The sequence below is a fragment of the Microbacterium sp. NPDC055455 genome (assembly GCF_053619935.1).
This window is the reverse complement of record NZ_JBSHLB010000006.1, coordinates 1-26,797: the sequence shown is the minus strand read 5'-3', so window position 1 is coordinate 26,797 and position 26,797 is coordinate 1. Positions and strand designations below refer to the sequence as shown.

The following is a 26,797-nucleotide window of genomic DNA, read 5'->3' as shown; positions in this document are numbered from 1 at the left end:
GCCTACTACCGGTCGTCGTCCGGTTCTGACCGCAGCGACGCGCCGGGCGGTTCCTCGACCTCCTCGCCCGGCACCCGCGGCAGTCCGGACAGATCGTGCAGCGCAGGGCCCTCCAGGCGGCGCCCTTCCGCGGTGAACCGGGACGCGTGCAGCGGACAGTCCCACGTGCACTCTGCGTCGTTCCACCGCAGGACGCCGCCCATGTGGGTGCAGACGGCGCTCACCGCCCTGGTGCGCCCGCCGACCGTCGAGATGCCGACAGGCTGTCCTGCACGGCTCGCGACGACGCCGCACCCCTCGGCGGGGCGACGCACCGGCGTGGGAACGCTCTGGGCGCCGATCCAGCCGGATGTCGCCTCCCAGCCGACCCGCAGATTCTGCACGCCGCCGCGTGCGAGGTCGGCCGGGACGGTGAAGCGCGTCGAGAGGACGTTCATCCAGTCCGGACGATCTCGCCGGGGCACCCGGTCGATCTCGGCGGCCAGGCGCAGCGCGGCGGCGGGCGCGTTGGACAGGCCCCACTTCGCGTAGCCGGTGGCGAACCGGATTCGTCCGAGGGACCGGGGCATCGCCCCGACGAACGGCACGAGGTTGTGCGACTCGTAGTCCTGCGCGGACCACGCCGCGACCGGCTCCGCCCCGGGGAAGTGGCGCTGGGTCCACGTCACGAGCGCGTCGATCCGCGTGCGCGGCGAGGACGAGCGTCCGGTGGGGAACCCGTTGCCCCCGACGACGAGCTGCGCCTGGTCGGCGGGCCCGTCCTCGGCCGTGATGGATCTGACCGACTTCGTCTCGCCGTCGACCGTGACGTACAGCCCCTCGGGAAGCGGCCCGTCCGTCGCGAACGCCACGCACGAGGAGCGAAGCCCGCGCACCTTGGCGAAGTACAGTCCGCGATCGACGATGGGCGTGGCGGTCGCGAGCACGACGTGATCGGCCTCGGCGTAGCCGGCGGTCGTGTCGACGGCCGCGCGCGGGACGACGTGCGCGCATGTGACGCGCACGCCGGTGTGCAGCGTCCCGCCCTCGCGGACGAAGGCCTCGGCGAGCGCGACGAGGAGCCGGTACGGGTCGATCGCCACCTGGGAGTCCAGTGCCACCGCGCCGAGGATCGGGAACGGCGACTGCGCGAGCTGGTCCGGCTCGACGCGTCGCGCCGGCAGTCCGGCGTCGAGTGCCGCCTCGAGCTCCGCGTCCACCCGGTGCACGCCCTCGGGCGTCTGGGCGTACGAGTAGGCGGCGCGGCGGGAGTACGGCACGCCGAGCTCGTCGGCGGTCGCGGTCAGCCATCGGGCGCCGTCGAGGTTGGCGTCGACGTAGGCGCGGGCCAGGCGCGCGGAATGGTGGCGGCGCAGCGCGGACAGCACCGACCCCTGCAGCACGGTGAGCTTGCCGGTATTCGCACCGGACGCGAGCTCCCCGACCTCACCCGCCTCGATCACGGCGACCTCGCGCCCCTGGCGCACCAGCATCAGGGCGGTCGCCAGGCCCGTCAGCCCCGCGCCGACGACCACCACGTCGCGGTGTCGTCCCGGTTCGAAGGGGGTTCCGGCGACCCGTGGCGCCCCCCGCTTCCAGATCGGCGTCATGGAGCAAGTGAAGTGCACGATCGACGCCGCGTCGAGCCCCGTTGACAGCGGCGGGTCCGTGCGTCCTCGGCGCGCGGCGGAGCGTCGCGGCGGGCGCGGAACGCACGGACTAGGCTCTCCCCGAGATGTCCGACACCGCCGCCTCCGCCGCTCAGGCCGCTTCGCGCGCGGCCGTGGTGGCCGCCGCGCTGGAGCTCTTCGACGAGCAGGGCTTCGACCAGACCTCCGTGGAGCAGATCGCCCAGGCGGCCGGGGTGTCGCGATCGACCTTCTTCCGGCAGTTCGGCGGCAAGGACGACGTGGTGTTCACCGACCACGAGGTGCTGCTCGACCGCCTGCGGGAATTCCTGGGGCAGGCGCACCGCGACCCGTGGGCCGCGGTGTGCGAGGCATCCGTCCTCGTCTACTCCCACTTCGCCGCCGACCCCGAGCTCGCCCGCCGCCGCTACGCGGTGGTGCGCGGCGTGCCGGCGCTGCGGGACCGCGAGATCGTGACCGTCTTCCGCTACGAGCGGCTCTTCGACGAGTACCTGCGCGCGTCGCTGCCGGGGCTCGACCCCCTCGACGCCGTGGGATTCGCCGCGCTCGTTACCGCGGTGCACAACCACGTGCTCCGGCGCCTGATCCGCGGGCCGAAGAAGGTCCCGGTCTCGGTGCTGCGCGCGGCGCTCGACGACGCGCGCCGCCGGTTCGGCGTCCTTCCGGACGGCGAGTCGGATGCGGCCGCCGACGACGTGGTCGTCGCGGTGTTCCGCCGGGGCACGCCGACCGCGGAGCTCACCCGCAGACTCCGCGAGCAGCTCGACGCCTGACCCGCCCGGGGAAGAGGAATTTTCCTGTTCCGCGGGGGATCCCCCGCTGTATGTTCAAGCCATGAGCACCGTGGACGCCTCGCAAGACACGGCAACGCCCGCCCCCTGGTTCGCCCAGGATCCCGACGCCGTCGTCGCCGCCCTGCGCAGCGACCGCGAGCGCGGACTGACCTCCGCCGACGCCGCGCAGCGGCTGGCGGAGCACGGCCCCAACTCGATCGCCGCCGAGAAGCCCCCGTCGACATGGCAGGTGGCGCTGCAGCAGCTGGCCGACCCCATGAACATCATGCTGGTGGCCGTCGCGATCATCAGCCTCTTCATCAACCAGGTGAGCGTCGGAATCCTCGTCGGTGCCCTCGTCGTGCTCAACATCGTGCTCGGCACGCGGCAGGAGATGAAGGCGAAGGCATCCGTCGACGCGCTGTCGAAGATGCAGATCCCGCAGGCGAAGGTCGTCCGCGACGGCACGCTGGTCCAGCTGGACGCGACGACCCTCGTCCCCGGCGACATCGTGAACCTCGAGGCGGGCGACCTGGTCCCCGCCGACGGGCGGATCCTCCGGTCGGCGACGCTCGAGACGCAGGAGGCGGCGCTCACTGGCGAGAGCGCGCCGATCGCGAAGGATGCCTCGACCCTCGCCGATCCCGAGACCACACTGGGCGACCGCACCGACATGGTCTTCCAGAACACCCAGGTCACCCGCGGCACGGCGGCGATCGTCGTCACCGACACCGGCATGCAGACGCAGATGGGTCGCATCGCGTCGATGCTCTCGTCCGTCAAGCCCGCCAAGTCGCCCCTGCAGCGTGAGCTCGACTCGCTCACCGGCGTGCTCGGCTGGATCGCATGGGGGGCCGTCGCCGTCATCATCGTGACGGGCCTGCTGCGCGGGCAGGAGATCGCCTCGGTGATCCTGCTCGGCATCTCGATGGCGATCTCGGCGATCCCGACGGGCATGCCGTCGTTCGTGCAGGCGATGCTCTCGTACGGGTCCCGCCAGCTCGCGGAGCACAAGGCGGTGGTCAAGAACCTCACCGACGTCGAGACGCTCGGCGCGACGAGCGCCATCAATTCCGACAAGACCGGCACGCTCACCATGAACGAGATGACGGTGGAGTCGCTGTACTACCGCGGCGAGTGGTTCACGGTGGCGGGCTCCGGCTACGAGAAGACCGGCGAGGTCCGCCACGCCGCCGGACTCCCCGTGCCGCAGTTCACCCAGCTCGCCCTCGGGCTCACGCTCTGCAGCGACGCCACCGTGTCGGACGACGGCGCGGTCATCGGCGACCCGACCGAGGCCGCCCTGGTGGTGCTGGCGGCGAAGCTGGGCGCCGAGGCGGAGCTCACGCGCGCGAAGTTCCCGCGGGTGGCCGAGGTGCCGTTCGACTCGGCGTACAAGTTCATGGCGACCTTCCACCGCATCCCGGTGGAGGGCACCGAGACGCTCGTCGGCTACGTCAAGGGCGGCCCCGACGTCGTGCTGGACCGCTGCAGCGCGGTGGCGACCATGGACGGCGTCGTGCCGATCGCCGACCGCCGCGAGCAGATCCTGGAAGCCAACCGCTCGCTCTCCGAGCAGGGGCTGCGCGTGCTGGCCTTCGCGTTCCGACGCTACGCGCCGGACGCGGCGGTGGCGGAGGATCCGATGGCGGCCGTGTCCGACCTCATCTTCGTCGGGCTGGTCGGGATCATCGACCCGCTGCGCCCGTCGTCGAAGGAGGCGGTGCGGATCGCCCGGGAGGCGGGCATCGAGGTGCGCATGATCACCGGCGACCACGCGATCACGGCCGCCGCGATCGGCTCCAAGCTCGGTCTCGGCGAGGGCGCCGCCAGCGGCGCCGAGATCCAGGCGATGAGCGACGACGAGCTCAAGGCCGCCCTCCCCCGACTCCACATGTTCGGCCGGGTCACGCCCGAGGACAAGCTGCGCCTGGCCCGCCTCATGCAGGAGCAGGGCGCCGTCGTCGCGATGACCGGCGACGCCGTGAACGACGCCGCCGCGCTCAAGCAGGCCGACATCGGCGTCGCCATGGGGTCGGGAAGCGACGTGACCAAGCAGGCGGGGAAGATGATCCTCGTCGACGACAACTTCGGGACCCTCGTCACGGCCGTCCGCCTCGGGCGCTCGATCTACGAGAAGATCGTCAGCTACGTCCGGTTCCAGATGTCGCAGCTGTTCTCGCTCGTGCTGCTGTTCCTCGTGGCGAGCATCTTCGGCATCAACGACGGCGTGCCGCTGACGCCCATCATGGTGCTGTTCCTGAACTTCTTCGTGGCGATCTTCCCCGTCATCGTGATCCTCCTCGACCCGGCTCCCGAGGGCATCATGCTCAAGCCGCCGCGCGACCCGAAGAAGACCATCGCCAATCCCGCGGCGGTGACGCTGTGGTTCATCTACGGCGGCCTCATCTTCCTCACGACGCTGATCCCGCTGCTGATCTACCCCGACCAGCTCAGCTCCACCCAGCCGAACGTGCCCGTGACCATGGCATTCGTCGTGTGCGCCCTCGGCTCGATCTTCGGCGGCCTGGTGATGCGCCGCGATCCCGAGTCCGGCCTCGCGCCGCCCATCCTCATCGCGGTGAAGTGGCTCTCCATCCCGCTCGTGCTCACGGTGGCGGCCGTCGAGGTCGGCTTCATGCAGCGGCTCATCGGAACGACGAGCCTGTCGGGCGACGAGTGGCTCACGGCACTCGGGCTGGCGCTGCTGGTGCCCGTGCTGATCGAGCTGGAGAAGTGGATCCGGCGCAGCCGCCTCCGCCGCCGGGCGGCGGTCGCATGACGGGCACGGGCGGCGGCGCGGGCCCGTGGGCGCCGGCGTCGGCGCCGTCGCATACGATCACTTGAGGCGTCCCCCTGCGCCGAGGATAGGAACGCCATGACCGACGCGCTGCGCCGAAACAATGTGAGGGTCACGGGCGAACCCGGTCGCCCGATGGTGATGTTCGCCCACGGCTTCGGCTGCAGCCAGGAAGCGTGGAACCTGGTCGCACCCCGGTTCGAGGCCGGCCACCGCGTCGTCCTGTTTGACCACGTCGGCGCAGGCGGCTCGGACTCGTCCGCGTACGTCCCCAGCAAGTACGACTCGCTCGACGGGTACGCGACGGACGTGCTCGAGATCCTGGAGGCGCTCGACGCGACGGACGTCGTCTTCGTCGGCCACTCGGTGAGCGCGATGATCGGCGTGCTGGCCGCCAACCGCGATCCGTCCCGCTTCAAGGCGCTCGTGCTCGTCTCCCCCTCGCCGCGGTACACCGACGAGAACGGCTATCGAGGCGGCTTCCGGCGCAGCGACATCGACGCGATGATGGACGCCCTCGACGCGAACTACCTCGGGTGGTCGCGGGTCATCGCGCCGGCGATCGTGGCCAACCCCGATCGCCCCGCCCTCGGCGAGCGCCTCACCGACAGCTTCTGCAGCATCGACCCGACGATCGCCCGGCACTTCGCGCGCGTGACATTCCTCTCCGACAACCGGGCCGACCTTCCGCTCGTCTCCGTGCCGACCCTGGTGCTGCAATGTCGTGACGACGCCATCGCGCCCGAGGAGGTCGGCCGCTATGTGCACGCCGCCATCAAGGAGAGCCGCTTCACGCTGCTGAACGCGACCGGCCACGTGCCCAACCTCTCCGCGCCCGACGAGGTGGCAGACCAGATCCTCGCGTTCGTCGCATGAGCCTGCACGATCGAGGCTGGTTCCAGCTCGCGCCGTGCGGGCTGGTCGCGACCACGCCGGGCGGGGACGTCGTCGAGGCGAACGACACCTTCCTGGCGTGGACCGCCCGCGCGCGGGAGGACGTCGTGGGCCGGCCGTTCGCGTCGCTGCTCGACGGGGGGAGCCGCATCTTCTACGAGACCCGCCACACCCCGCTGATGCACCTCGTGGGCGCGGTGGAGGAGGTCGCCCTGACCCTCGTCGCGGCCGACGGGACGCCGCTGCCGACGCTGGTCAACGCGGTGCGCGACGACGAAACCGGCCTCGTCCGCATGGCGATCTTCAAGGCCACCGAACGCGCGCAGTACGAGCGGGAGCTCCTGGCCGCACGGCGGACCGCCGAGACCTCGGAGCAGCGGGTGCGCGTCCTGCAGGACGTCTCCAGCAGCTTCGACGTCAGCGCCACCGACGACGAGGTCGCCGAGTCGTTCGCCGCCGCCGCGCGCGATGCGTTCGCCGCGCGCGAGGCCGCCGTCTACCTCCGGGAGGACGACGGCGAACTCGTGCTCAGGGGCGGCACGAATCCGCTCGCGGGCAAGGTCGCCCCCATCCCGTCGCTGCGCAACACCCCCGAGGTGACCGTCGTCAACGCCGACGACATCGACGACGTGCACCCCGAGCTCGCCACGGCGATGCGCGCCGAGCGCCTGTCGTCGATCACCGTCACCCCGCTGCTCGCCGAGGGCCGGCGGCTCGGCAATCTCGCGTGCTTCTTCGCACGGCGCACCGACTTCGACGCGCAGTACTTCGAGCTGCAGCAGGCGCTCGGGCGGCAGGCATCCCAGACCCTCACGCGTGTGCGGCTGCAGCGCCGCCTGGCGTTCCTGGCCCTCCACGACCAGCTCACCGGCGTCGCCAACCGCCAGCTGCTGCAGCTGAGCCTGGATGACGAGATCGAGGCGTCCACCGCCTCGGGGGAGCCGCTCGCCGTCCTCTTCCTGGACGTCGACGACTTCAAGAGCATCAACGACGCCTTCGGCCACGCGTCCGGCGACATGGTGCTGCTCGAGATCGCCACCCGGCTGACGGCATCCGTGCGCACCGGTGACCTGGTCGGGCGCATCGGCGGCGACGAGTTCGTCGCGATCTGCCCGGGGGCCGACGCGCTGGCGGCCGAGGCGATCGCCGAGCGGATCCTCTCCGTCACCCGCGCGCCCATCACCGTCGCGGGCGGCGTGGTCTCGGCGTCCGTGAGCCTCGGCATCTCCCTGTACCTGCCCGGGATCGACGAGCGTCCCGACGCGCAGCAGCTGCTGGTGAGAGCGGATGCCGCGATGTACAGCTCCAAGCGCGCCGGCAAGAACCGCCTCACCCTCGCCGCCGTCGACTGACCCCCGCTCCGCCCGCGGTGTCTCGCGGGCAACGTGGTGCATGCCGACGGCCGGAGCGGGTGAACACCGCATCCGCGACGAGACGCCACGCCCCGCCGTGGTGTGTCGACCGAAACGTGGTGTATGCAGAACGAGACCAGGGGTGACCCGATCGGATCGGACCGGGATGATCGGGTGCGGGCGCGCGTCGACCGGAAGGCTGGATGTCGAAGGAGGAACCGTGATCGCGATCCTGAACCGCGTCGTGGAGTACGTCGACGACAACGGGCTCCCGGCCGCCGAGCACGCCCGGCTGAAGGAGCTGAGCGACATCGAGCCGCACGGACTGCTCCAGGTGAGCGCCGACGTCGACCCGGACTACGCCGAGGGCAGCGAGCTGACCTACCTGCACGGCGTCGCGGTCGGCCACGACACCCCGGCTCCCGACGACCTCGACGCGATCGAGGTGCCGGCGGGCACCTGGGCGGTCTTCCGCAGCGAGGGCCCGTACCCGTCGGCGCTGCAGGCGGCGTGGGCCGCGACGGCGACCGACTGGTTCCCGTCGAACCCATGGCGACTGCGGCCCGGACCATCGATCGTCGCCGTGCTCGATCGCGCGGACGACTTCAGCACCGCGACCTGCGAGCTGTGGCTGCCCGTCGAGCGCGATTAGCCGCGCACGCCGCGGCGGACCGGAAGTGCGATCATGACCGGTCCGCCGCGGGCGACCGCAGCCTGCGCTCTCGCATCGCGAGGAACAGCGGGAAGGTGAACGCGAAGGCGGTGACCAGCGACAGGACGATGTAGAGCCACGCGCGCTTCATCCCCAGCCGCCTCGCTTCGACGACGATGAACACGGCGCCGGCGACGGCGACCACGAGCAGGTCGACGCCGATCGAGGAGACAGCCGGGCCCCCTCCGAACACGTCGCCGAGGAAGTCCCGACCGGCGACGACGGTCCACGCATTGAAGAAGAACGTCCCGACGAGGCCGATGATCGCCAGCACGAGGTAGACGATCGCGAGCGGGGTCCAGCTGGCCTTCATGACGCCTCCGGTCGTTTCCCCGGATGCTACCGCCCGCGCGGCCGTGACCAGTTCGTTGTGCGAACCGCGCCCTCCTCCCCCCGGCGTGGCGCACACTGGATGGCATGTGGTTCAGGTTCCTCAAGGCGATCACGCGCCGCGAGCACCGTGTCGCGCCGACGACATGGGTCGCGGCCGTCGCCGCCGTCGTCTACACGGTCGTCCCGATCGACCTCATCCCCGAGCTCGTGCTGGGCCCGCTGGGCTTCGCCGACGACGTCGGCGTGTGGGCGGTCTTCGCCGTGCTCTTCGCCCGCGAGCAGCGCCGCTGGCGGGCCGGTCTCACCACGCGGTAGCGCCGGTGCGCCGCGCCGTCCGCGCATGCGCGTGTCGTAACGTCGTGGTGTGAGTCGCAGCGGCATCTACGTGGAGACGTCGATCGCCGCCCCTCCCCACGCCGTCTGGAACGCGACGCAGGACCCCGCCGAACACGTGCGGTGGGACGTGCGCTTCACGCGCATCACGCCGACCGGCACGGCCGAGGGTGGGGCCACCGCGTTCACGTACGAGCGCCGCGTGCCCTTCCACACCGTGCACGGCACCGGCGTGAGCATCGGCGAGCGGCACGGCGCCGGCGGCGCCCGCACGTCTGCGCTGCGGTTCCACACGAGCGACCGGATGTCGCCCATCAGCGCCGGTCGCGGCTACTGGCGGTACGTGCCCGGCCCCGGCGCCACGGTGTTCATCACCGGCTACGACTACACGCCCGGATGGGGCGTGCTGGATGCCGTCGTCCGCCCGGTCCTGGGCTGGGCGACGGCATGGAGCTTCGACCGGCTGCGGATCTGGCTCGAGACCGGGACTCCGCCCGAGCGCTGGCCGCTGTGGAGCGTGCTGTGGTGGTGGCGCAGCGACCGGCCGCGCGCCGCCCGCTGCCGCCGGGCACCCGCGGGCGGTTCGCGCCGGGCGGACCATCTCGCCGCGGCTCCGGCATCCCTCGCGGCGCTTCCCGATCCGGAGCGCGTGCGATGACGTCGATCTTCCGCGAGGCGCTCGGCGCCGAGTTCGAGCGCCTGCACCCGATGATGCAGCGCCGGTTCGGCGTCGGCCTGCAGTCCGGTGAGGCCTGCGTCGGCCGCGGTGTCATGACCTCGGTCCGTCGCGGCCCGTGGTGGACGGTGCCGTTCCTGCAGATCGGCCGGCTTCGGAACATCCTCGTCCCCGACTCCGGCACCGACGTGCCGTTCACGATCGAGAACTTCCCGTACCGCGACCCGCTGGGGCGCGAGACGGTCACCTTCGTCCGCGAGTACACGATCGGGCGGCGTCATCGGCGATTCGACGCCACCATGATCCTCGACGGCGACAGGATCGTGGACTACCTGGGCACCCACCAGCACCTCGCGGTCGATCTCGATCTGCGCGTCGACGACCGCGGCGGGCTCGTGCTCACCTCCGACGCGCAGCGGTTCTACGAGGGACCTGTCGCCTTCCGCTTCCCGATGCTCTTCAGCGGCCGCGCGCGCCTGCACGAGTACTTCGACGACGCCGACGGGCTCTTCCACGTGGACCTGGAGGTGCACAACCGCCGTTTCGGCTTCCTCTTCGGGTACCGCGGCTCGTTCCGGTGCGAGTGGATGCCGGCGCACGACGCCCCCGCACGGCTCAAGCCGCGCCGCCACGAAGCGCGCACCTGACGCCGCCGACGACGGCGGAGGTGACACTGAGTACTATTGATGCTGGTATTCAGTTCCACCCGCCGCATCGTCGCAACCGCGTCAGGAGTCCCCCGTGACCGATTTCCAGCCCCGCCCCGGTCAGAGCGTCGCCGGCTACGACGTGACCTCGCGCCAGGACACGGACTACTACGCCGTCTTCGCCGACATCCCCGTCGCCGACCGCGCGGCGTGGGATCGCGCCAAGGCGTACATCGACGAGGTCGGCAGCCGCATGCAGAATGCCTGGGACACCGGCGACTACCCCCTCGACATCGCGATGCGCGCCGGCGAGCTGGACCTCTTCAACGACGGCGTCGTCCACCCCGCGCTCACGCGGTTCTCCCCGCTCGCGGCGGGGCTGGTGAACATGGAGATCTCCCGCGGCGACGGCTCACTCGGCACGGTGCTCGCCGTCCAGGGCGGCCTGGCGCTTCGCACGCTCGCCCTGTTCGGCAGCGACGAGCAGCAGTCGAGGTGGCTGGTGCCCGTGGCACGCGGCGAGGTCGCGGCATCCTTCGCACTCACCGAACCCGACCACGGCTCGGACTCGGTGTCGCTCGAGACGGTCGCCCGTGCCGACGGCGGCGAGTGGGTGCTCGACGGCGCCAAGAAGTGGATCGGCAACGGGGCCTCCGGCGGGATCACCCTCGTCTGGGCGCGGGTGGACTCCCCCGGCGACGAGTTCCACGGCGCCGTCCGCTGCTTCCTGGTCGAGCAGACCACGCCGGGCTACACCGGCACCGTGATCTCCGGAAAGGCGTCGCTGCGCGGCATCCATCAGGCGCACATCGTCCTGGACGGCGTGCGCGTGGCGGCCGACGCGGTCCTTCCGGGCACGCGCAGCTTCAAGGACGCCTCGACGGTGCTGTACTCCACCCGCTCGGGCGTCGCCTGGTCGGCGCTCGGCCACGCCACCGCCTGCTACGAGGCGGCTCTGGCCTACTCGCAGCAGCGCGTGCAGTTCGGCAAGCCGCTCGCCAAGTTCCAGATGGTGCAGGAGCGTCTCGCGCAGATGCTCGAGGAGCTCACGGCGATGCAGCTGTACTGCCGGTGGATGGCCGACCTCGAGGAGGGCGGCCGGCTGCGCCCGACGCAGGCGTCGCTGGCGAAGTACCACAACACCCGCGCCGCCCGCCGCATCGCCGCCGTCGCCCGCGACCTCCTCGGCGGCAACGGCATCCTGCTCGAGAACGGCGTCATGCAGCACATGGCCGACATCGAGGCGATCCACACCTACGAGGGCACCGAGAGCATCCAGGCTCTCCTCATCGGCCGCGACATCACCGGCCTGAGCGCTTTCGCCTAGCCCGCTGCGGGACTCGTGCGCAAGCCACCCGGTCGCGCGGCCCTGTGCGCCTACTCTCGGCACATGGGACTCTTCCGCAACGACCCGCAGCGCGTCGTGCTCGAGACGCAGGACGTGGAGCCGAAGGCGACGCGACCCCCGTGGAGCCTGTGGGCCGACGGCTTCGGCAAGCTCGGCATCCGCTCGATCCAGATCATCGTCGTGGTGCTGCTGGTCGCGGGCATCGTCTTCGCGCTGCAGTTCCTCACCCTCGTCACGATCCCGCTCGTGATCGCGCTCATCCTCGCCTGCGCGTTCGCACCGGTCATGCGGTGGATGGTGCGACGCGGGGTCCCGGCGGTGCTGGCGACGGTGATCACGCTCCTGGTCGTCACGGTGCTGCTCACCGGCGTCGGCTGGCTGATCGTATGGGCGATCCGCGACCAGTGGGACGAGCTGTACGCGCAGGCGGTGGACGGCATCGAGGCGGTGATCGCGTGGGTGCGGACGCTTCCGTTCGCGCCGACGCAGGAGCAGCTGGACCAGTGGCTCGAGGGCGTCCTGGACTTCATCACGAGCGCGCAGTTCGGCTCGGGGGCCCTCGCGGGCGTGAGCGCCGTGGCGAACTTCGTGACCGGCTTCGTGCTGATGGTCACGATCCTCTTCTTCTTCCTCAAGGACGGCCCGCAGATGTGGGAGTTCATGCTGCGCCCGTTCCGCGGCGAGAACTACCTGCGGGCGCACCGCATCGGCGACAAGACGGTGGGCGTGCTCGGCTCGTACGTGCGCGGCACGGCGCTCGTGGCGCTCGTCGACGCGGTCGGCATCCTGATCGGCCTCCTCATCCTCGACGTGCCGCTGGCGATCCCGCTGTCGGTGCTGGTCTTCCTCCTCGCCTTCATCCCCATCGTGGGTGCCACGCTCGCCGGCATCATCGCCGCCCTCGTCGCCCTCGTCGCCAACGGCTGGGTCAACGCGCTCTTCGTGGTCGGCGTCGTGGTGCTGGTGAACCAGCTGGAGGGCAACTTCCTCCAGCCGGTGCTCATGGGTCGCTCGATGAAGCTGCACGCCTTCGTCATCCTGGTCGCCCTGACCATCGGCACGGTGCTGGGCGGCATCGTCGGCGCCGTGCTGGCCGTGCCGATCGCGGCGGCGGCGTGGGGAGCCGTGCAGGTATGGGACGGTCCGAACCTCGCGGCCCGGTGGGCGCGCCCGAAGCATCCCGTCGCCGGGTGACGCGCGGCTCCGCGTCCTCCGCCGCCTTACGGCTCAGGGGGCCGGTCGCGGCGGTCTAAGGCATCGGGCGTCCCAAGACTGGGCATCCGCCCGATGAAGCGCCCCCTCCTCAGGGAGGAAGGTCGTTCCTGTCAGCAGTCCGCACCCCGCACCGGGGATCGCGAGCAGACGGGAGCGACCCATGAACGACATCACCTACACCGCCTACACCCTCGACCGGCACCGCGCGTCCGACCTCGCGCGCGACGCCGAGCTCGTGCGCAGGCAGCGCGAGCACGGCCCGGCGGCGGACCGCCCGCGCGTGCGTCCGCTCGCCACGTGGTCCCGCGGGGCGACGCGCGTGCGGCGCTCGACGTTCGTCGCCGCGCGATGACCCGCCGCCGAGCCCGGGAAGGTGCCACGATATGACCATGCCCGCACTCCCCTCGAGCTCGCGCATGGTCGGCCGGCACGCCGAGCTCGCCACCCTGCTCGAGTCGTTCGACGAGGGCTCCGGCGGCCACCCCCGCACCGTCGTCGTGCGCGGCGAGGCGGGTGTGGGCAAGACGCGGCTCGTCCAGGAGTTCCTCGCGCTCGTCGCGACCGACCCCTTCGAGGCCGGACAGCCGGCCGCCGTCACCGAACGCCCCGTCGTCGCGTTCGGGCAGTGCGTCGACCTCGGCCCGATCGGCGCGCCGTTCGGGCCGATCCGCCGCGTGCTGCGCGACCTGCACACGGCGGTCGGCACCGACGAGCTGCGCGAGGCGGCGGGCTCCGCGTCGGCGATCGCGAGCCTGGCCGCGCTCGTTCCCGGCATCGCACCCGAGACCCCCGAGCACGATGAGCCCGCGGGCGAGTTCGCCGAGGCGATCGAGGTGCTGCTCGAGCGGCTGTCGCAGCGGCGGCACATCGTGGTCGTGCTCGAGGACCTGCAGTGGGCGGATGCCGCGACCATGGCGCTGCTGAAGACCCTCGCCAGCACGCTTCGCGGGCGGCGCCTCACGATCGTCGCCACCTACCGCTCCGACGACATCGACCGGTTCCATCCGCTGCGCCCGGTGCTGGCGGAGCTGGACCGCACCCGGTCGGTCGTGCGCGTGGAGGTGACTCCGCTCAGCCCCGACGAGGTCGCCGAGCAGGTCGAGCAGCTCACCGGACGGCTCGACCCCCGGCTCGTCGAGGCACTGGCGGAGCGCAGCGGCGGCATCCCGTTCCTCGTCGAGGAGCTCGTGGATCTGGGCGACCGTCCGCTTCCCGACACGCTGCGCGAGCTGGTGCTCGCCCGCTACGCACGGCTCGGCGACGACGCGCAGCAGGCGGTGCGCACCATGGCCGCCGGTGGCATGCACCTGGACCACGACGTGCTCGCGGCGGTGTGCGCGCTGGACGAGGCGGCGCTCGATCTCGCCGTGCGCGAGGCGGTCCACAGCAGGGTGATCCTCGCCGACGGCGCCGGCTACGCCTTCCGCCATGCGCTGACGCGCGAGGCCGTCGAGGCGGAGATGCTGCCGAGCGAGCGCGTGCGGGTGCACCGTCGCTACGCCGAGCACCTGCGCGACCACCGGGGCGACTCGCCCGACGACGCGTCGGCCGTCGCGGAGCACTGGCTCGCCGCACGCGACCTCACCGCGGCGTTCGATGCCACGGTCGCGGCGCTGCGGCAGTCGCGTTCGCGCTTCTCGCCCGCCACCTCCGCGAAGCTCACCGAGCGTCTCACCGAGCTGTGGGATCAGGTGCCGGATGCCGCGACCCGCGCCGGCACGACGCTCCCCGAGCTGCACCTCGACGCCGCACAGGCGTGGCACGACCTCGGCGACCCCGAGCGCTCGCTGCGGTCGGTGAACGAGGGCCTGGCCGTCTGCCCCGACGACCCGTACACGCGCGCGGCACTGCTGCGCCAGCGGTTCGTCGAGACGTACAACCTCGAACACCACGGCCGCAACGAGGACCTCGAGAAGGCCGTCGCCCTGCTGGAGGGCATCGACGACCCCCGTGCCCGCATCCTGCTGTCGCGCGTGCTCACCAACATCGCGCTGGACGAGCACGGCGAGGCCGCCGCCGCCCACGCGCACCGGGCGATCGCCCTCGCCGAGGAGGCCGGCGACGACGCCGCGCTGGCCGTCGCGCTGACGGTCGAGGCGTGGCGCATCGCGGGCGAGGACGACGACGAGCCCGGCGCGCTGGCACCGCTCGAGCGGGCCGTCACGCTGCGGCTCGACCCGCCGCTGCGCGCGTACGCCGGGCACGCCCTGACCGACATGCTGGTGCGCGTGGGCCGGTACGACGAGGCCATCGTCGTCGGGACCCAGCACTACGACGACGTCGCGCGGGCGGGCATCGAACGCGGCTCGGGCGCGTCGATCGCGCACTCGCTGGCGTTCGCCCTGTTCGCTGCGGGCCGACCTGCCGAGGCCCACCGCTTCGCGCAGCGCGCCCGCCGGCTCATGAACCCGGTCGACAGCGCGTTCGTCGTGCGGCTGCTCGCGTCCCACCTCTCGTGGGACGACCGCCCCGACGAGCGCGACGAGCTGCTGGCCGCCGAGCGCTCACGGATCGACGAGGCCCAGCGCCGCTACCCCGACAAGGAGGGGTGGTGGGTGATCGAGGCGGCGGATCGCGCCCTGACGCTGCACGCGACGGACGGCGGGACGGAGACCGCCGGCGACGTGCTGGCGGTCGCCGAGGGCGAGGCCGGCTCGCCCGCCGCGCGCCGCTACGCGCTCGTGACCGCGGGACTGCTGAGCCTGCCCGCCGGAAGGCCCGCCGCCCCGGAGCTGCGCGCCCGGTTCGAGCGGGCGATGGCGGGCTGGTCCCGCCACGACGCGGCGCAGGCGGCCGCGCAGTTCGTGCGGGCGCTCCTCGCCGACGCCGGCGACGCCGCCACCCCGGCCGACCGGGTGGCGGCATGGCGCGAGGTGTCCGGCGCACCGGGGGACGACGGGCTGCCGGTGTGGCATCGGCAGGCCGGGCGGATCCGCCTCGCGTGGGCGCTCGCCGATGACGGCGACCGCTCGGGCGCGGCCTCCGTCCTGGACGAGGTCGCCGCCGAGGCGCCGCCGCAGGGCGTCGCCCGCGCCGCGCGGTGGGCGGCCGAGCTGGCGGCGCAGGCCCGGCTCGCCGGCGCCGGCGCGCGGCAGACGAAGGGGGCGGCGGCGCTGACGCCGCGGGAGGTGCAGGTGCTCGAGCTGGTCGCCGAGGGGCTCACCAATCCGCAGATCGGCCAGCGGCTCTTCATCAGCCCGAAGACCGCGTCGGTGCACGTGTCGGCGATCCTCGCCAAGATCGGCGCCGCGAACCGCGCCGAGGCCGCCGCACTGTACGCCGCCTCCGCCGCGGCCTCGGCGTCCGCATGAGCGGGACGGATGCCGCGGGGAGCGGCATCCGTCGTCACAGCTCGACGAGCACCTGCGCGATCAGGATCTTGACGACCATCGCGGCCGGGTAGACCAGGGTGTAGCCGAGCGCGACGCGGACGTCGTAGTCGGTGCGGGAATTGGCGAAGCCGAGGATCGCCGGGTTCGTCTGCGCACCGCCGATGACGCCCGACGACCGCGTGCCGCCGAGGCGGAACACGGCGCGGGCGAGCACGAAGGTCGCGCCCATGAAGAACGTCGAGAGCACGGCGCCGAGCACGAGCAGGCGCACCACCTCGCCCGAGGCGATCGCCGAGAGGATGAGCGAACCCGCCTTGGTGCCGGCGAAGGCGAGGAAGGTGAGCAGCCCGAACTCGGCGAGCACGGTCGACGCGGTGTTGGGCAGCGACGTCACCACGCGCCCGATGCGGCCGATGCGCCCCATGATCAGCCCGACGACGAGCACGCCCGCCGCGTAGCCCAGGCTGAACTGCCCGCCGCCGGGGAGCGGGACGACGATCGACCCGAGCAGCATGCCGAGCAGGACGCCGATGCCGAGGGCGACCGGGTTGATGTCGGCGAGACCGCGCTCGGAGTCGCCGAGGAAGCGGGTGATCTCCCCCATGGATCCGGTGGGCCCGACCACGCGCAGGCGATCGCCCTGGTGCAGCACGAAGTCGGGGCTGCCGACGAAGTCGACATCGCCGCGCCGCACCTGCGCGATCGTCGCACCGTAGCGCTCGGGAAGGCGCAGGCTCGCGATCGAGCGTCCGGCCAGCCGTGCATCCGACAGGATGATCCGCCGGAAGTCGAGACGGCTGCGGTCCCGGGTGAGGTCGATCGCCGACGTGTGGCCGAGCTCGGTCTTCACCGCCTCGACGTCGTCGCTCGGCCCGACGACGTTGACGATGTCACCCGGCTCCAGCGCCGTGTCGGGGCCGACGATCTCCACCTCGCCGTCGGCGTGCCGCCGCCGCGAGAACGCCACCCGGCCGCCGTACCCGGCCGCGATGTCGGCCGCGGTCGGGCGCGAGGTGGTGTCGACCTCGATCGGCTTGCCGATGATCGGGGCCTGCGCGTCGGTGTCGCGCGCACGCGAGCGCAGCGCGAGCGCGACGCCGATCATCGCGGCGATGACGCCGTACACGTACGCGCTGGCGTAGCCGACGGTCGCTTCCGGGCTGCCGCCGGTCGCGGCGAGGGCGGGGGTGTTCGTGAGGGCGCCGGCGAACGTTCCGGCGATGGTGAGCGGCGGGATGCCGAGAGCCGACCCGACCCAGAACGCCAGGCCGCCCGCCACGACGAGCACGCCGGCGACAGCGAGCATCAGCAGGTAAGAGGTGCGCAGCGCGTTGAAGAACCCGGGCCCCGCGATGAGGCCGGTGCAGAACGCGAAGACGACGAGCCCGAGGTCGCCGACCGCTGCCGGAAGCTCGATCGTCACCCCCGTCGACACGCCCCACGCGGTGATGCCGATCGCGGCGAAGAGCACGCCGACGGCACCGAGCGAGACGCCCGCGACGCGAACCGTCCCCAGGGCCGCGCCCACCCCGAGGAGGAGGAACAGCAGCACGATCGGGCGTTCGGCCAGGAACTGGAAGACCACGTCCATGCTCACCTCCGTGCCCGGGGCTGACGCGGGCGCTTTCCGAGTCTGCCCACTCCCGCGCCGTCGCGCATCCATCCGGGCCGGGCGAGCCGGGCCGGGCAGGTGGGCGGGGCGCGCCGGGACTGTCGGGTGTCGGCGCGCAGCGGCAGGATGGAGCGCATGCCGTACGAGATCCCCGCGCCGATGCTGGCGAAGTCCGTGCCCGACATCCCCGATCCGGCGAAGGCGCCCGGCGGTCTCAGCTACGAGCCGAAGTGGGACGGGTTCCGCGCCCTCATCTCTTGGGATGGCGAGGACGTCGAGATCGGGTCGCGGGGCGCCAAGCCGCTGACGCGGTACTTCCCCGAGCTCGTCGAGGCGTTCGCCCGCGTCCTCCCCGAGCCGTGCCTGCTCGACGGCGAGATCGTGGTGCCGGTCGATCGCGACGGGCGGCGGCGCCTGGACTGGGAGTCGCTGTCGCAGCGCATCCATCCCGCGGCGTCGCGGGTGAACATGCTCGCCGAGCAGACGCCGGCGATGTTCATCGCGTTCGACCTGCTCGCCGTCGGCGACCGCGACCTGCAAGCGGAGCCGTTCGGCACGAGGCGCGAGGCGCTCGTGACGCTGCTGCGCGGCGTTCCCCATCCCGTCCACGTCACGCGCACGACGGACGACCCCGAGCTCGCGCGGCGCTGGCTCGCCGAGTTCGAGGGGGCGGGCCTCGACGGCGTCGTGGCCAAACCCCTCGACCAGCCGTACGCCCCGGGCAAGCGCTCGATGTTCAAGATCAAGCACGCCCGCACCGCCGACGTCGTGGCGCTCGGCTATCGCATCCACAAGTCCGGACAGGGCGTCGGCTCCCTCCTCGTGGGGCTCTACGGCGAGGACGGCACGCTGTACCCGGTCGGCGGGGTCGCCGCGTGGAGCGACAAGCGCCGGCTCGAGCTCATCGACGAGCTCGCCCCGCTCGTGGAGCGCGACGCCGACGGCGAGGTGCTGCGGGGCGAAGGCGAGAAGTCGCGCTTCCAGTCCGGCCGGGCCGACTCCTCGTTCGTGCGGCTGCGCCCGGAGCGGGTGCTCGAGGTGCGCTACGACCAGCTCGAGGGCTGGCGCTTCCGCCACACCGTGCAGTTCGAGCGCTGGCGCCCCGACCGCGACCCGCGGTCGTGCACGTACGAGCAGCTCGAGGTCGTGGCAGCGTACGATCTGGCCGACGTGCTGGTCTGACGAGCCGCGCCGCGTCACGCGAGCTGGGCGAGCGCCCAGCGCAGATCTCGGTCCCGCCCGCGCGCGATCGCCTCGTCCCACTCCGCCGCTCCCAGCCCGGCAGCGGCGCGCTCGCGGAAGGGCGCCGCGTAGGAGCCGTCCGAGAGGACGGGGTGGAAGCCGAACCGCGGGCCGAGCGCGTCCACCGCGCCGAAGAGCTCGGCGGCGCGGCGATGCTCGCCGGCCTCCACGAGGGCGATCGCGTACCCGCTGACGGCGGCGACCGTGCTCGTGGCATCCTCCCGCTCGGCGGAGCGGTGCGCGGCGGTCCGCAGCATCCCCATCGCATCGCGCGGACGGCCGACCTGCGTCAGCACCTTGCCCGTGATGTAGCAGGTGGAGGCGAGCGCCCACGTATGCCCGAGCTCGGTGGCGAGCCGGTAGGCCTGCTCGAGCGAGTCCAGCGCCTGCGCGGGCCGTCCCATCACCCGCAGTGCGTCGCCGCGGATGTACAGGTGGTCCACGACCGCCCATACTCTGTCGTCGGCGAGGCGCTCCCGGTGCCGCTGGGCCGTGGCGAGCTCCGCCTCCGCCGCCTCGACCGACTCGCCGTGCGCGGCGATCGTCGCCTGCATCGTGTGCGCGATCATGGGCAGCGAGGGGTCCTGGGCCTGGTCGGCGACCAGCGCGAACCTCTCCATGGTGCGCAGCGTCGCCAGCACGTCACCCGAGACCGACCGCATGAACGACGCGGCATACAGCGCCGTCGCCTCCGCGTCGGGGGCGGTCGGGCCGGGCAGGTCGAGCACCCGGTCGATCGTCGCGATCGCCTCGTGTCCGCTGCCGCGCTCGTACCAGTGCCATGCGAGCGCGGCGACCAGACGCACGGCCGTGGGGCGGTCCCCTCCGTCGATGAGCCGCCGGCACGCGTCGTCCAGGTCGGCGCGGTTGGCGGTGAGCACCGCCCGTGCGCGGCGGTTGTCGGCGGTGCGCAGCAGCGGCGCCCGACGCTCGGCGTCCTCGGTCATCCACGCCGCGTGCCGCCGGTGCCACGACTCGAGATCCTCGATCGGATGCCGCGCCCGCATGTGGCGCTTGACGGTGTCGAGCACGCGGAACCGGCGCTCGCCGGGCGTCGGCGCGACCGCGGCGACGAGCGACTTGCGCGCGAGGGCGACCGCGACCTCTCGGGGGTCGCCGTCGCCGGCGTCGCACACGCCGGCGACGGCGTCGAGGGTGAACGAGCCCGAGAACTCCGCCAGCTGCGCCAGCAGCGCACGCTCGGCGGGCGACGTCGTCGCTACGCTCCACGCGATCGCGTCGTCGATCGAGTCATGACGGCCTCCGCGCCGCGGCCCGGTGGGTGCCGCGTCGAGCGACGAGGCGAGCTCCTCCAGGGTGAGGACGTCCAGGCGCGAGGCGGCGAGCTCGATGGCGAGCGGCAGTCCGTCCAGCTGGGTGCACAGGCGCTGAGCCTCGCCGATCTCGGCGGCGCTCCAGTCGCGGATGCCGCTGGACTCGCTCGCACGCTGCAGGAACAGCGCGACGGCGTCACCGGCGGCCGCGCTCGAGAGCGGATCGAGGACGATGACCCGCTCCCCCGGCATCCGCATCGACTCCCGGCTCGTGACCAGCATGCTGAGCCCGGCGCATCGCTCGAGCAGCCGGGCGGCCAGGGATGCCGTGGAGCCCAGCACGTGCTCGGCGTTGTCGAGGATCATCAGCGTCCGCCGGCCGCCGAGCGCGTCGGCGATCGCGTCGACGGAGTGGGTGGCCGCGCCGACGGCGTCGGCGACGGCGCCCACGACGCGGTCGGGCGACGAGACGACCGCGAGGTCGATGAGCCGCTGCTGCTCGTCCTCGTCGGCGCGTGCGCGCCGGGCGACCTCGATCGCCAGGCGCGTCTTGCCGACCCCCGCGGGGCCGGTGAGCGTGACCAGGCGCGACTCGGCGCGGCCGCGCCGGATGACCTCGAGCTCATTCTCGCGTCCGACGAACCTCGTGACGGGGACCGGGATCCCGACACGGTCGATGGGGCGGTCGACCACGGCAGGTTCGGCCTCGTCCTGCCGGGCGATCGCGAGACGCAGGGCGTCGAGGTCCCGCGGCGGGCGGGTGCCGGTGTCACGCAGCGCGGTGGCGCGCGCGTCGATCGTCGCCAGGGCATCGGCCGTCCGCCCCGAGCGGTCGAGGGCGCGGGCGTACAGCGCGCCGATCTCTTCGTCGCCGAGGTCCTGCGCCAGCGGCGAGATCGCGGCGACCGCCCCCGCGGCATCCCCCGCCTCCAGTCGCAGACTGGTCAGCTCGAGGAGTGCGGTTCGACGGAGCGCTGCCAGGTCCTCCGCGACGGGCCGGGCGAACGGGAACTCGCCGAACCCGCTGAGCGGCGCACCGCGCCACAGGCGGTCGGCGTCCTCGAGCTCGGCCGCGCGCGACGAGGCGCCGTTCCCGGCGACGAGAGCGCGGTAGCGGACGATGTCGACCGCCTGCGGGGGCAGCTCGAGTCGGTAGCCCGCGCGGCCGCCGACGAGCGCCTCGCCCCACCCGCGGGCGCGCAGGCGGGAGATGTGCGCGCGGAGGCTGCTGACGACGGCGGCGGTCGGCTCCGACCACAGTGCCTCGACGAGCTCGTCGGCCGAGAAGACGCGTCCGGGCTCGAGGGCGAGCCGCGCGAGGATCGCCTGCGGGATGGTGCCCCGCACCGCCTCGGGCGCACCGTCGCCGGACACCTCGAAGGCGCCGAAGAGCGCGATGCGCACGGCTGTCACGCCGTCGCCTCGGCGGGGAGCGGCGCGGTCTGCGGAAGACGCTCGATCAGCGCCGAGACCTCGTCCCACCCGAGCCGGCGCCCGTTGCGGTACTCGTGCTCGAACTCGCCGGGGGTGAGACCCAGCGCGACGGCTTCCCGCAGGCGGCGCGCATCGTCGCCCTCCGCGGCGGCGATGTCGTAGTCGTAGCGCCGTCCGAGCTCGTCCACCGCGCCCATGAGGCGCGCGCCCACCTCGTGCCGCTCCACGAACGCGCACGCGCCGGCCGCGACGTGCACGACGGCGAGGGCACCGGCGGCGTCCTCGTTCGCACGCGCAGCCGCGATGGCGCTGCGCGCGACGGCGATCGCCTCGCGTGGCCGTCGTGCGTCGACGAGCGACTTGGCCATGATGTACTGCGACGACGTGATCATCCACGTGTAGCCGACCGAGGATGCGATGCGGTGCGACTCGCTCAGCGCCGCGAGCGCGTCGTCCGGCCGCCCCTGCGCCCGTCGCAGCTGGCCGAGCGACATGTGGACCTCGGCGCGCGCCCAGGCCTGGGCGTCAGGGAGCAGGTCCAGCGCCTGCGCCATCAGCTGCTCGCCGAGGTCCGGCTCGCCGAACATCGACCGCCCGAACGCCTCGCGCGACAGCGCGACCGCGGTGACCGAGGCGTCCGAGCGACGCTCCCCCTCCGCGCGGGCGCGGGCGATCGCCTCGAACCCGGCCATCGCGTCGCCGGTCTGGTAGGCGAGGTTGGCGAGCTCGGTGAGGGCCAGCCCGTCCGAGTCGGTCGGGTCGCCCGGCAGCGCGAGGGCCCGCTCGACGCGGGTGCGGCCCTCCCGCAGCAGCCCGCGGAGGAACCAGTACTGCGCCTGCCAGCCCGCGATGCGCACCGCCGCCTCGCGATCGCCGGCCTCGATGGCGCCTTCGAACGCGACGGCGAGATCCGCGCGGAAGCCGTCGAGCACGGCCATGGTGTCGCGGGCCTCGAACGTGCGCAGGGTCGGGCCGAGCCGGCTGGCGAGGTCGGCGAACCACCAGCGGTGCCTCAGCCGCCACGCGGCGATGCGGGCGGGGTCGTCGCGATCGGCGAGGAACTCGCGCGTCGACTCGAGCACGCGGAATCGCCGCCGGCCGGTGCCGCTGCGGTCGACGGCGACGAGCGAGCGACCGACGAGCTGCATCAGGAGCTCGGACGTGCGGGCGGTGTCCAGGCCGCTCGTACCGGCCGCGGCGCCGACGGTGAAGGTCCCGGCGAACCGGGCGACGTCCGCCAGGAGCGCCCGCTGGTCGTCGTTCAGCTCGCCGAACGTCCAGCCGATCGCGGCGCGCACGCTGTCGTGCCGGCCGGTGCCCGCCCCGCGGCCGCCGATGCCCTCGCGCACCTGCTCGACGTCCAGCACGTCCAGCCGCGCCGCCGCGAGCTCGAGCGCGAGCGGGATGCCCTCCAGCTGCGCGCACAGCTGCCGGGCCTCGGTGAGCTCCTCGTCGTGGAAGGCGCGACCGCCGCGCGCATCCGCGGCCCGCTCGCTGAACAGCCGCCAGGCGTCCTCCGCGTCGTCGCCGACGAGCGGACGCAGCACGACGACGTGCTCCTGCGCGAGGCGCAGCGATTCGCGACTGGTCACGACGATGCGCAGGTGCTCGGTCTGGGCCAGCAGGGCGTCGACGGCGACGGCGAGGGCGCCGATCACATGGTCGGCGTTGTCGAGCACCAGGAGCACGCGACCGCGGCTGAGGCGGCGCACGATGCCGTCGATGCTGAGCTCGCGCGCCCGGACGACGGAGGCGATGGCGGCCACGACGTCGTCGGGGTCGCGGATGTCGGCGAGGTCCACCATGTACTGGTCGTCCTCCAGGGCGGTGGTCGCCTCGCGGGCGAGCTCCACGGCGATCCGGGTCTTGCCCACTCCCGCCGGCCCCACGACGGTGACCAGCCGGTGCCCGCGCCGGGCCTCGCGCAGGGCGAGCAGGTCGCTCCCGCGTCCGATGAAGCGGGTCAGCGGAATGGCGATGCCGACGCGGTTCACCGTCCCGCCGATGCCGATCGGCGCGACGACGGCGGGGTCGAGCCGCACGATCGAGGCCCGCAGCGCGTCCACGCGGGCCGAGGCGTCGAGCCCCTGGTCGGTGAGGCGCTCGCGGTAGCCGTCCAGCACGGCCAGCGCGTCGGCGTAGCGCGCGGAGCGCGCGAGGGCGAGGGCGAGCAGCCGCACCGGCCGCTCGTGCAGCGGGTGGCGTTCCACGGTTCCGGCCAGCACGGCGGTGGCGAGGCTGTCGTCGCCCAGCTCGATGGCCGATTCGGCGAGGTCCTCGTCCAGCAGCCGCCGCTCCTCCAGGTGATCGGCGCGCAGCCGCGCCAGGAACGGATGCCCGTCGAGGTCGGCGAGCGGCTCCTGCCCCGCGATCCCCGCCAGCTCGACGAGGCGGGCCAGGTGCTGCTCGGCGTCGGTGATCTGCGCGGCCTGCGCGAGGTCGTCGCGGAACCGCGTGAGGTCGACCCGCTCCCGCGGGATGTCGATGAGGTAGCCGCCGCGCGCGCCGACGATCGACGCGCCGAGGCCGGCGCTGCGCAGTCGCGACAGGTGCGCGCGGAGCGTCGAGACCACGTTCTCGGGACGATCTGCCCAGACGTCGGCGATGAGCTCCTCCGACGGGACGAGCTCGCGCGGCGTGCTCGCCAGACGCGCGAGCAGGGCGCGCGGGAGGTCGCCGCGCACCGGCACCGCGCTCCCGTCGATCCGCAGTCCGAACGCCCCGAGCAGTTCGATGTCGATCCCCATGCGCGTCGGTCTCCTCCGGTTCGTGGTCTCTCAGGATGCTAGGCGCGCCGCGGCCCGCGCCGCCCGGCGCGGGTCACGGTGCAATCTTGGTGCAATCGCGGACGGGTCGGCAGGCGCGGCGCGCTGCAATCCGCCACCCACGAGCGAGCGGATGCCGCGGCACGCAGTGTGCCGCGGCATCCGCTCCTCCGTGTCGCCCAGGTGTCAGAACGCCGCCTGGAAGCTTCCCAGCGCGCGGTCGATCGCGGTGAAGTCGCCCTCGCTCAGCGCGGTGACCGACAGCACGATGAGGTACTGGCCGTCGTTGGAGTACGCGGCGAGCATCAGGTAGTCCGCGGCCGTCTCACCGCAGCCCGTCCAGTACTGGAAGACCCCCGAGTGCAGGTCGTCGGCGTACTCGTCGATCGCCTGCTGCGAGCAGCCGGACTGGGTGAGGTAGTCGGCGGTCATCTGCAGCCACTCCTCGGGCTGGATCGTCGCGGTGGCTGCGGGAGCCGCCACCACCGAGACACCGGGCACCGACCAGCCGCTCGCGAACGCGGCGACGTCGGTCGAGGCGTCGATGCGGGCCCACTGACCGCCGCGAGGGTCGGTGTAGACGCTGGTGTCGATGCTCGACCACGCCTCGGGCACGTCGACGGTCACGCTGCCGGTGTCGTCGACGACCGACACGAAGTCCGCCGCGGCGCTGGCGCCGCCGCCGGAGCCGCCCGAGCTCGCGCCCGCCTCGCTCGCGACCGAGACGCCCTCGACGGGCTCGCCGTTGAACTGGCCGGTGTAGTAGATGCCGTCCGCGGGGCGATACAGCTCGACTCCCAGGGTCGCATCCTGCCCGTGGGTGCGCAGCACGTCGCAGTAGTCGGCCATCGTGCCGTCGGTGCCGACGCTGACACCCTCCATCTTGGTGATGAGGTCGCCGGGCTCGACGCCGGCCTTGTCGGCGGCCGAGCCCGAGGCGACCGAGTTCACCCAGATGCCCAGGCCCTCGCCCTCCTCGGTCATGAGGCCGGTGCCGTTGATGCCGAGGCTGAGCACGCTCTCGCCGGCGGCCAGCTGGTCGAGCACCTGCTGCACCTCGTCGCGGTGGATCGCGAGGTTCTGGTCGTGGAGGTCGTTGCCGGCGTAGTTCACGCCGATGAGCCTTCCGTCGGCGTCGACGAGCGGACCGCCCGAGTTGCCGCCGCGGATGCGCGCGTCGTGCTCGATGACGTGGTCGAGCGACGCCCACGGGGTGTCGACCGCCGTGTCGGCCTTCGACACGATGCCGCGCGTCATGGTGAACTCGGGGTCCCCCAGCGGGAACCCGGCCGCGTAGACGTCGGTGGCCGTGGTGATGTCGCCCTCGTGCCACGAGAAGTACGGGTAGTCGTCCTCCTGCAGCTGGATGACCGCGAGGTCGAGGCACTCCGACGAGCCGAGGACCTTCGCGTTGAGCGTCTCGGACGTGTCGCCGCCGCGCCACACCTTGAGCGTGCCGGCGCCGACGACGACGTGGTTGTTGGTGACGGCCAGGCCGTCCTCGCTGATGAGGAACCCCGAGCCGCGTCCGGCTGCTTCGTATCCGCCCATCTCGGGCGAGACGAACGTGCCGACGGCCTCGATCTGGATGGTGGCGGTCTGGATGTCGTCGAAGCCGACGCCTCCGGCGCCGCCGGCCCCGCCGGCGGCGCCCTGGCCGGGCGAGACGGTGAAGGACATGCAGCCGGTCAGCGCGAGCGCCGACGTGGCCGTGAGGGCGGCACCCGCGAGAGCGAGGCCGCGGCGTGAGCGGTGTGTGGTCGTGTTCATGGTTGAGCAAGCTATTGGCGTGCAACGGTGCTGCGGGGCGGGCGTTGCACCGTGCAACCGCTGTGCAATCGAAGGGCCCGCAGACGCGGAAGAGCGGGGGGGGGTAACGCGAATGGGAGGCGCGGCCGGGGGCCGGGGGGGGGCGCCACGCGCGGCGTGGAGCTCGGGCGGGGCCACCGGCGCAGCATCCGCCCCATCGAAGGTGACCGTGACGGCCGACACCAGCACGATGCCGTCGCGGATCGGGTACTCGACGGGCGCATCGTGCTCGGCCGTCACGATGTTCGCGCGGACCGCACCGGGGATCGTGCGCTCGGTCCATGTCGTGACCGTCGCACCCGAGAGCTCTTCGACGCCGGTCGCCGTCTCGACGGTGAGCTCGAACGCCCCCCGCACGACGGCACGCACGCTGTCCTCTTCGGCGAGCACGACGGCGAACGGCGGGATCGCCGCGAGCGATGTGCCGAACGCACCCGTCAGGGCCTCGATCACGGCGGGGAGCCCGCGGCCCGCGTCGGCCTGACGCCAGACGCTCTCGAGCAGCGTGATGGGAACGTCGGCGCCCAGCACGACGAGCCCGCGGCCCGTCACCACCGCCTGCCACGGTCCTGGCGCGTATCGTCCGACGATCATCGCCGACCCCCTCCTGTCCCGACA

18 protein-coding genes and 1 pseudogene are annotated in these 26,797 nt (G+C 72.9%); 13 read left to right on the top strand and 6 right to left on the bottom strand.

Annotation, left to right across the window (positions count from 1 at the left end):
- Positions 1-5: 5 nt before the first annotated feature.
- Positions 6-1,589 carry an FAD-dependent oxidoreductase gene (locus ACWGUG_RS14985; RefSeq protein WP_452325154.1) on the bottom strand — a complete coding sequence of 528 codons (1,584 nt, stop codon included), beginning with the start codon at positions 1,587-1,589 and terminating at the stop codon, positions 6-8.
- A gap of 125 nt (positions 1,590-1,714) precedes the next feature.
- Here ACWGUG_RS14985 and ACWGUG_RS14980 point away from each other — a divergent pair, with 125 nt between their 5' ends.
- From ACWGUG_RS14980 to ACWGUG_RS14960, 5 genes and pseudogenes are all read left to right on the top strand, one after another.
- Positions 1,715-2,401: a TetR family transcriptional regulator gene (locus ACWGUG_RS14980; protein WP_378882216.1), complete on the top strand. Its 687-nt coding sequence runs from the start codon at positions 1,715-1,717 to the stop codon at positions 2,399-2,401.
- Positions 2,402-2,462: 61 nt separating this feature from the next.
- Complete coding sequence (locus ACWGUG_RS14975; RefSeq protein ID WP_452325153.1) at positions 2,463-5,183, top strand: cation-translocating P-type ATPase; 2,721 nt, start codon at positions 2,463-2,465, stop codon at positions 5,181-5,183.
- Between the two features lie 96 nt (positions 5,184-5,279).
- Positions 5,280-6,077: an alpha/beta fold hydrolase gene (locus tag ACWGUG_RS14970; protein WP_336398287.1), complete on the top strand. Its 798-nt coding sequence runs from the start codon at positions 5,280-5,282 to the stop codon at positions 6,075-6,077.
- A complete protein-coding gene (locus tag ACWGUG_RS14965; RefSeq protein ID WP_378882210.1) occupies positions 6,074-7,447 on the top strand; it encodes a sensor domain-containing protein in 1,374 nt (457 codons plus the stop codon). The genes ACWGUG_RS14970 and ACWGUG_RS14965 overlap by 4 nt, the downstream gene beginning before the upstream one ends.
- Positions 7,448-7,715: 268 nt before the next feature.
- Positions 7,716-8,099: pseudogene (locus ACWGUG_RS14960) on the top strand (GyrI-like domain-containing protein); the annotation flags it as partial.
- Positions 8,100-8,130: 31 nt separating this feature from the next.
- Here the strand turns inward: ACWGUG_RS14960 and ACWGUG_RS14955 are convergent.
- Positions 8,131-8,472, bottom strand: a complete 342-nt coding sequence (locus ACWGUG_RS14955; RefSeq protein WP_336398284.1) for a DUF2834 domain-containing protein — start codon at positions 8,470-8,472, stop codon at positions 8,131-8,133.
- Between the two features lie 104 nt (positions 8,473-8,576).
- Here ACWGUG_RS14955 and ACWGUG_RS14950 point away from each other — a divergent pair, with 104 nt between their 5' ends.
- From ACWGUG_RS14950 to ACWGUG_RS14920, 7 genes are all read left to right on the top strand, one after another.
- Positions 8,577-8,807: a YkvA family protein gene (locus ACWGUG_RS14950; protein ID WP_336398283.1), complete on the top strand. Its 231-nt coding sequence runs from the start codon at positions 8,577-8,579 to the stop codon at positions 8,805-8,807.
- Positions 8,808-8,856: 49 nt separating this feature from the next.
- Positions 8,857-9,483 carry an SRPBCC family protein gene (locus tag ACWGUG_RS14945; RefSeq protein ID WP_452325152.1) on the top strand — a complete coding sequence of 209 codons (627 nt, stop codon included), beginning with the start codon at positions 8,857-8,859 and terminating at the stop codon, positions 9,481-9,483.
- The gene (locus tag ACWGUG_RS14940; RefSeq protein ID WP_452325151.1) at positions 9,480-10,148 is read left to right on the top strand and encodes a DUF4166 domain-containing protein; all 669 of its coding nucleotides are present in this window, start codon (positions 9,480-9,482) and stop codon (positions 10,146-10,148) included. The genes ACWGUG_RS14945 and ACWGUG_RS14940 overlap by 4 nt, the downstream gene beginning before the upstream one ends.
- 94 nt (positions 10,149-10,242) lie before the next feature.
- On the top strand, positions 10,243-11,475 hold the full coding sequence (locus ACWGUG_RS14935; protein WP_452325150.1) for an acyl-CoA dehydrogenase family protein: 1,233 nt from the start codon (positions 10,243-10,245) through the stop codon (positions 11,473-11,475).
- A gap of 63 nt (positions 11,476-11,538) precedes the next feature.
- A complete protein-coding gene (locus tag ACWGUG_RS14930) occupies positions 11,539-12,690 on the top strand; it encodes an AI-2E family transporter (RefSeq protein ID WP_452325149.1) in 1,152 nt (383 codons plus the stop codon).
- A gap of 181 nt (positions 12,691-12,871) precedes the next feature.
- Positions 12,872-13,063 carry a hypothetical protein gene (locus ACWGUG_RS14925; protein ID WP_336398278.1) on the top strand — a complete coding sequence of 64 codons (192 nt, stop codon included), beginning with the start codon at positions 12,872-12,874 and terminating at the stop codon, positions 13,061-13,063.
- 37 nt (positions 13,064-13,100) lie between these two features.
- Positions 13,101-16,022, top strand: coding sequence for a helix-turn-helix transcriptional regulator (locus ACWGUG_RS14920; RefSeq protein WP_452325148.1), 2,922 nt, complete (start codon positions 13,101-13,103; stop codon positions 16,020-16,022).
- A gap of 34 nt (positions 16,023-16,056) precedes the next feature.
- Here the strand turns inward: ACWGUG_RS14920 and ACWGUG_RS14915 are convergent, their stop codons facing one another.
- A complete protein-coding gene (locus ACWGUG_RS14915; RefSeq protein ID WP_452325147.1) occupies positions 16,057-17,634 on the bottom strand; it encodes an aspartate:alanine exchanger family transporter in 1,578 nt (525 codons plus the stop codon).
- A gap of 156 nt (positions 17,635-17,790) precedes the next feature.
- Here ACWGUG_RS14915 and ACWGUG_RS14910 point away from each other — a divergent pair, with 156 nt between their 5' ends.
- Positions 17,791-18,837 carry an ATP-dependent DNA ligase gene (locus tag ACWGUG_RS14910; RefSeq protein ID WP_452325146.1) on the top strand — a complete coding sequence of 349 codons (1,047 nt, stop codon included), beginning with the start codon at positions 17,791-17,793 and terminating at the stop codon, positions 18,835-18,837.
- 14 nt (positions 18,838-18,851) lie between these two features.
- On the opposite strand, the gene ACWGUG_RS14905 is transcribed toward ACWGUG_RS14910, so the two are convergent.
- From ACWGUG_RS14905 to ACWGUG_RS14895, 3 genes are all read right to left on the bottom strand, one after another.
- Positions 18,852-21,584, bottom strand: a complete 2,733-nt coding sequence (locus ACWGUG_RS14905; RefSeq protein WP_452325145.1) for a BTAD domain-containing putative transcriptional regulator — start codon at positions 21,582-21,584, stop codon at positions 18,852-18,854.
- Positions 21,581-24,352, bottom strand: coding sequence for a BTAD domain-containing putative transcriptional regulator (locus ACWGUG_RS14900; RefSeq protein WP_452325144.1), 2,772 nt, complete (start codon positions 24,350-24,352; stop codon positions 21,581-21,583). The genes ACWGUG_RS14905 and ACWGUG_RS14900 overlap by 4 nt, the downstream gene beginning before the upstream one ends.
- Positions 24,353-24,556: 204 nt before the next feature.
- A complete protein-coding gene (locus tag ACWGUG_RS14895; protein ID WP_452325143.1) occupies positions 24,557-26,773 on the bottom strand; it encodes a S1C family serine protease in 2,217 nt (738 codons plus the stop codon).
- Between the last annotated feature and the right edge of the window lie 24 nt (positions 26,774-26,797).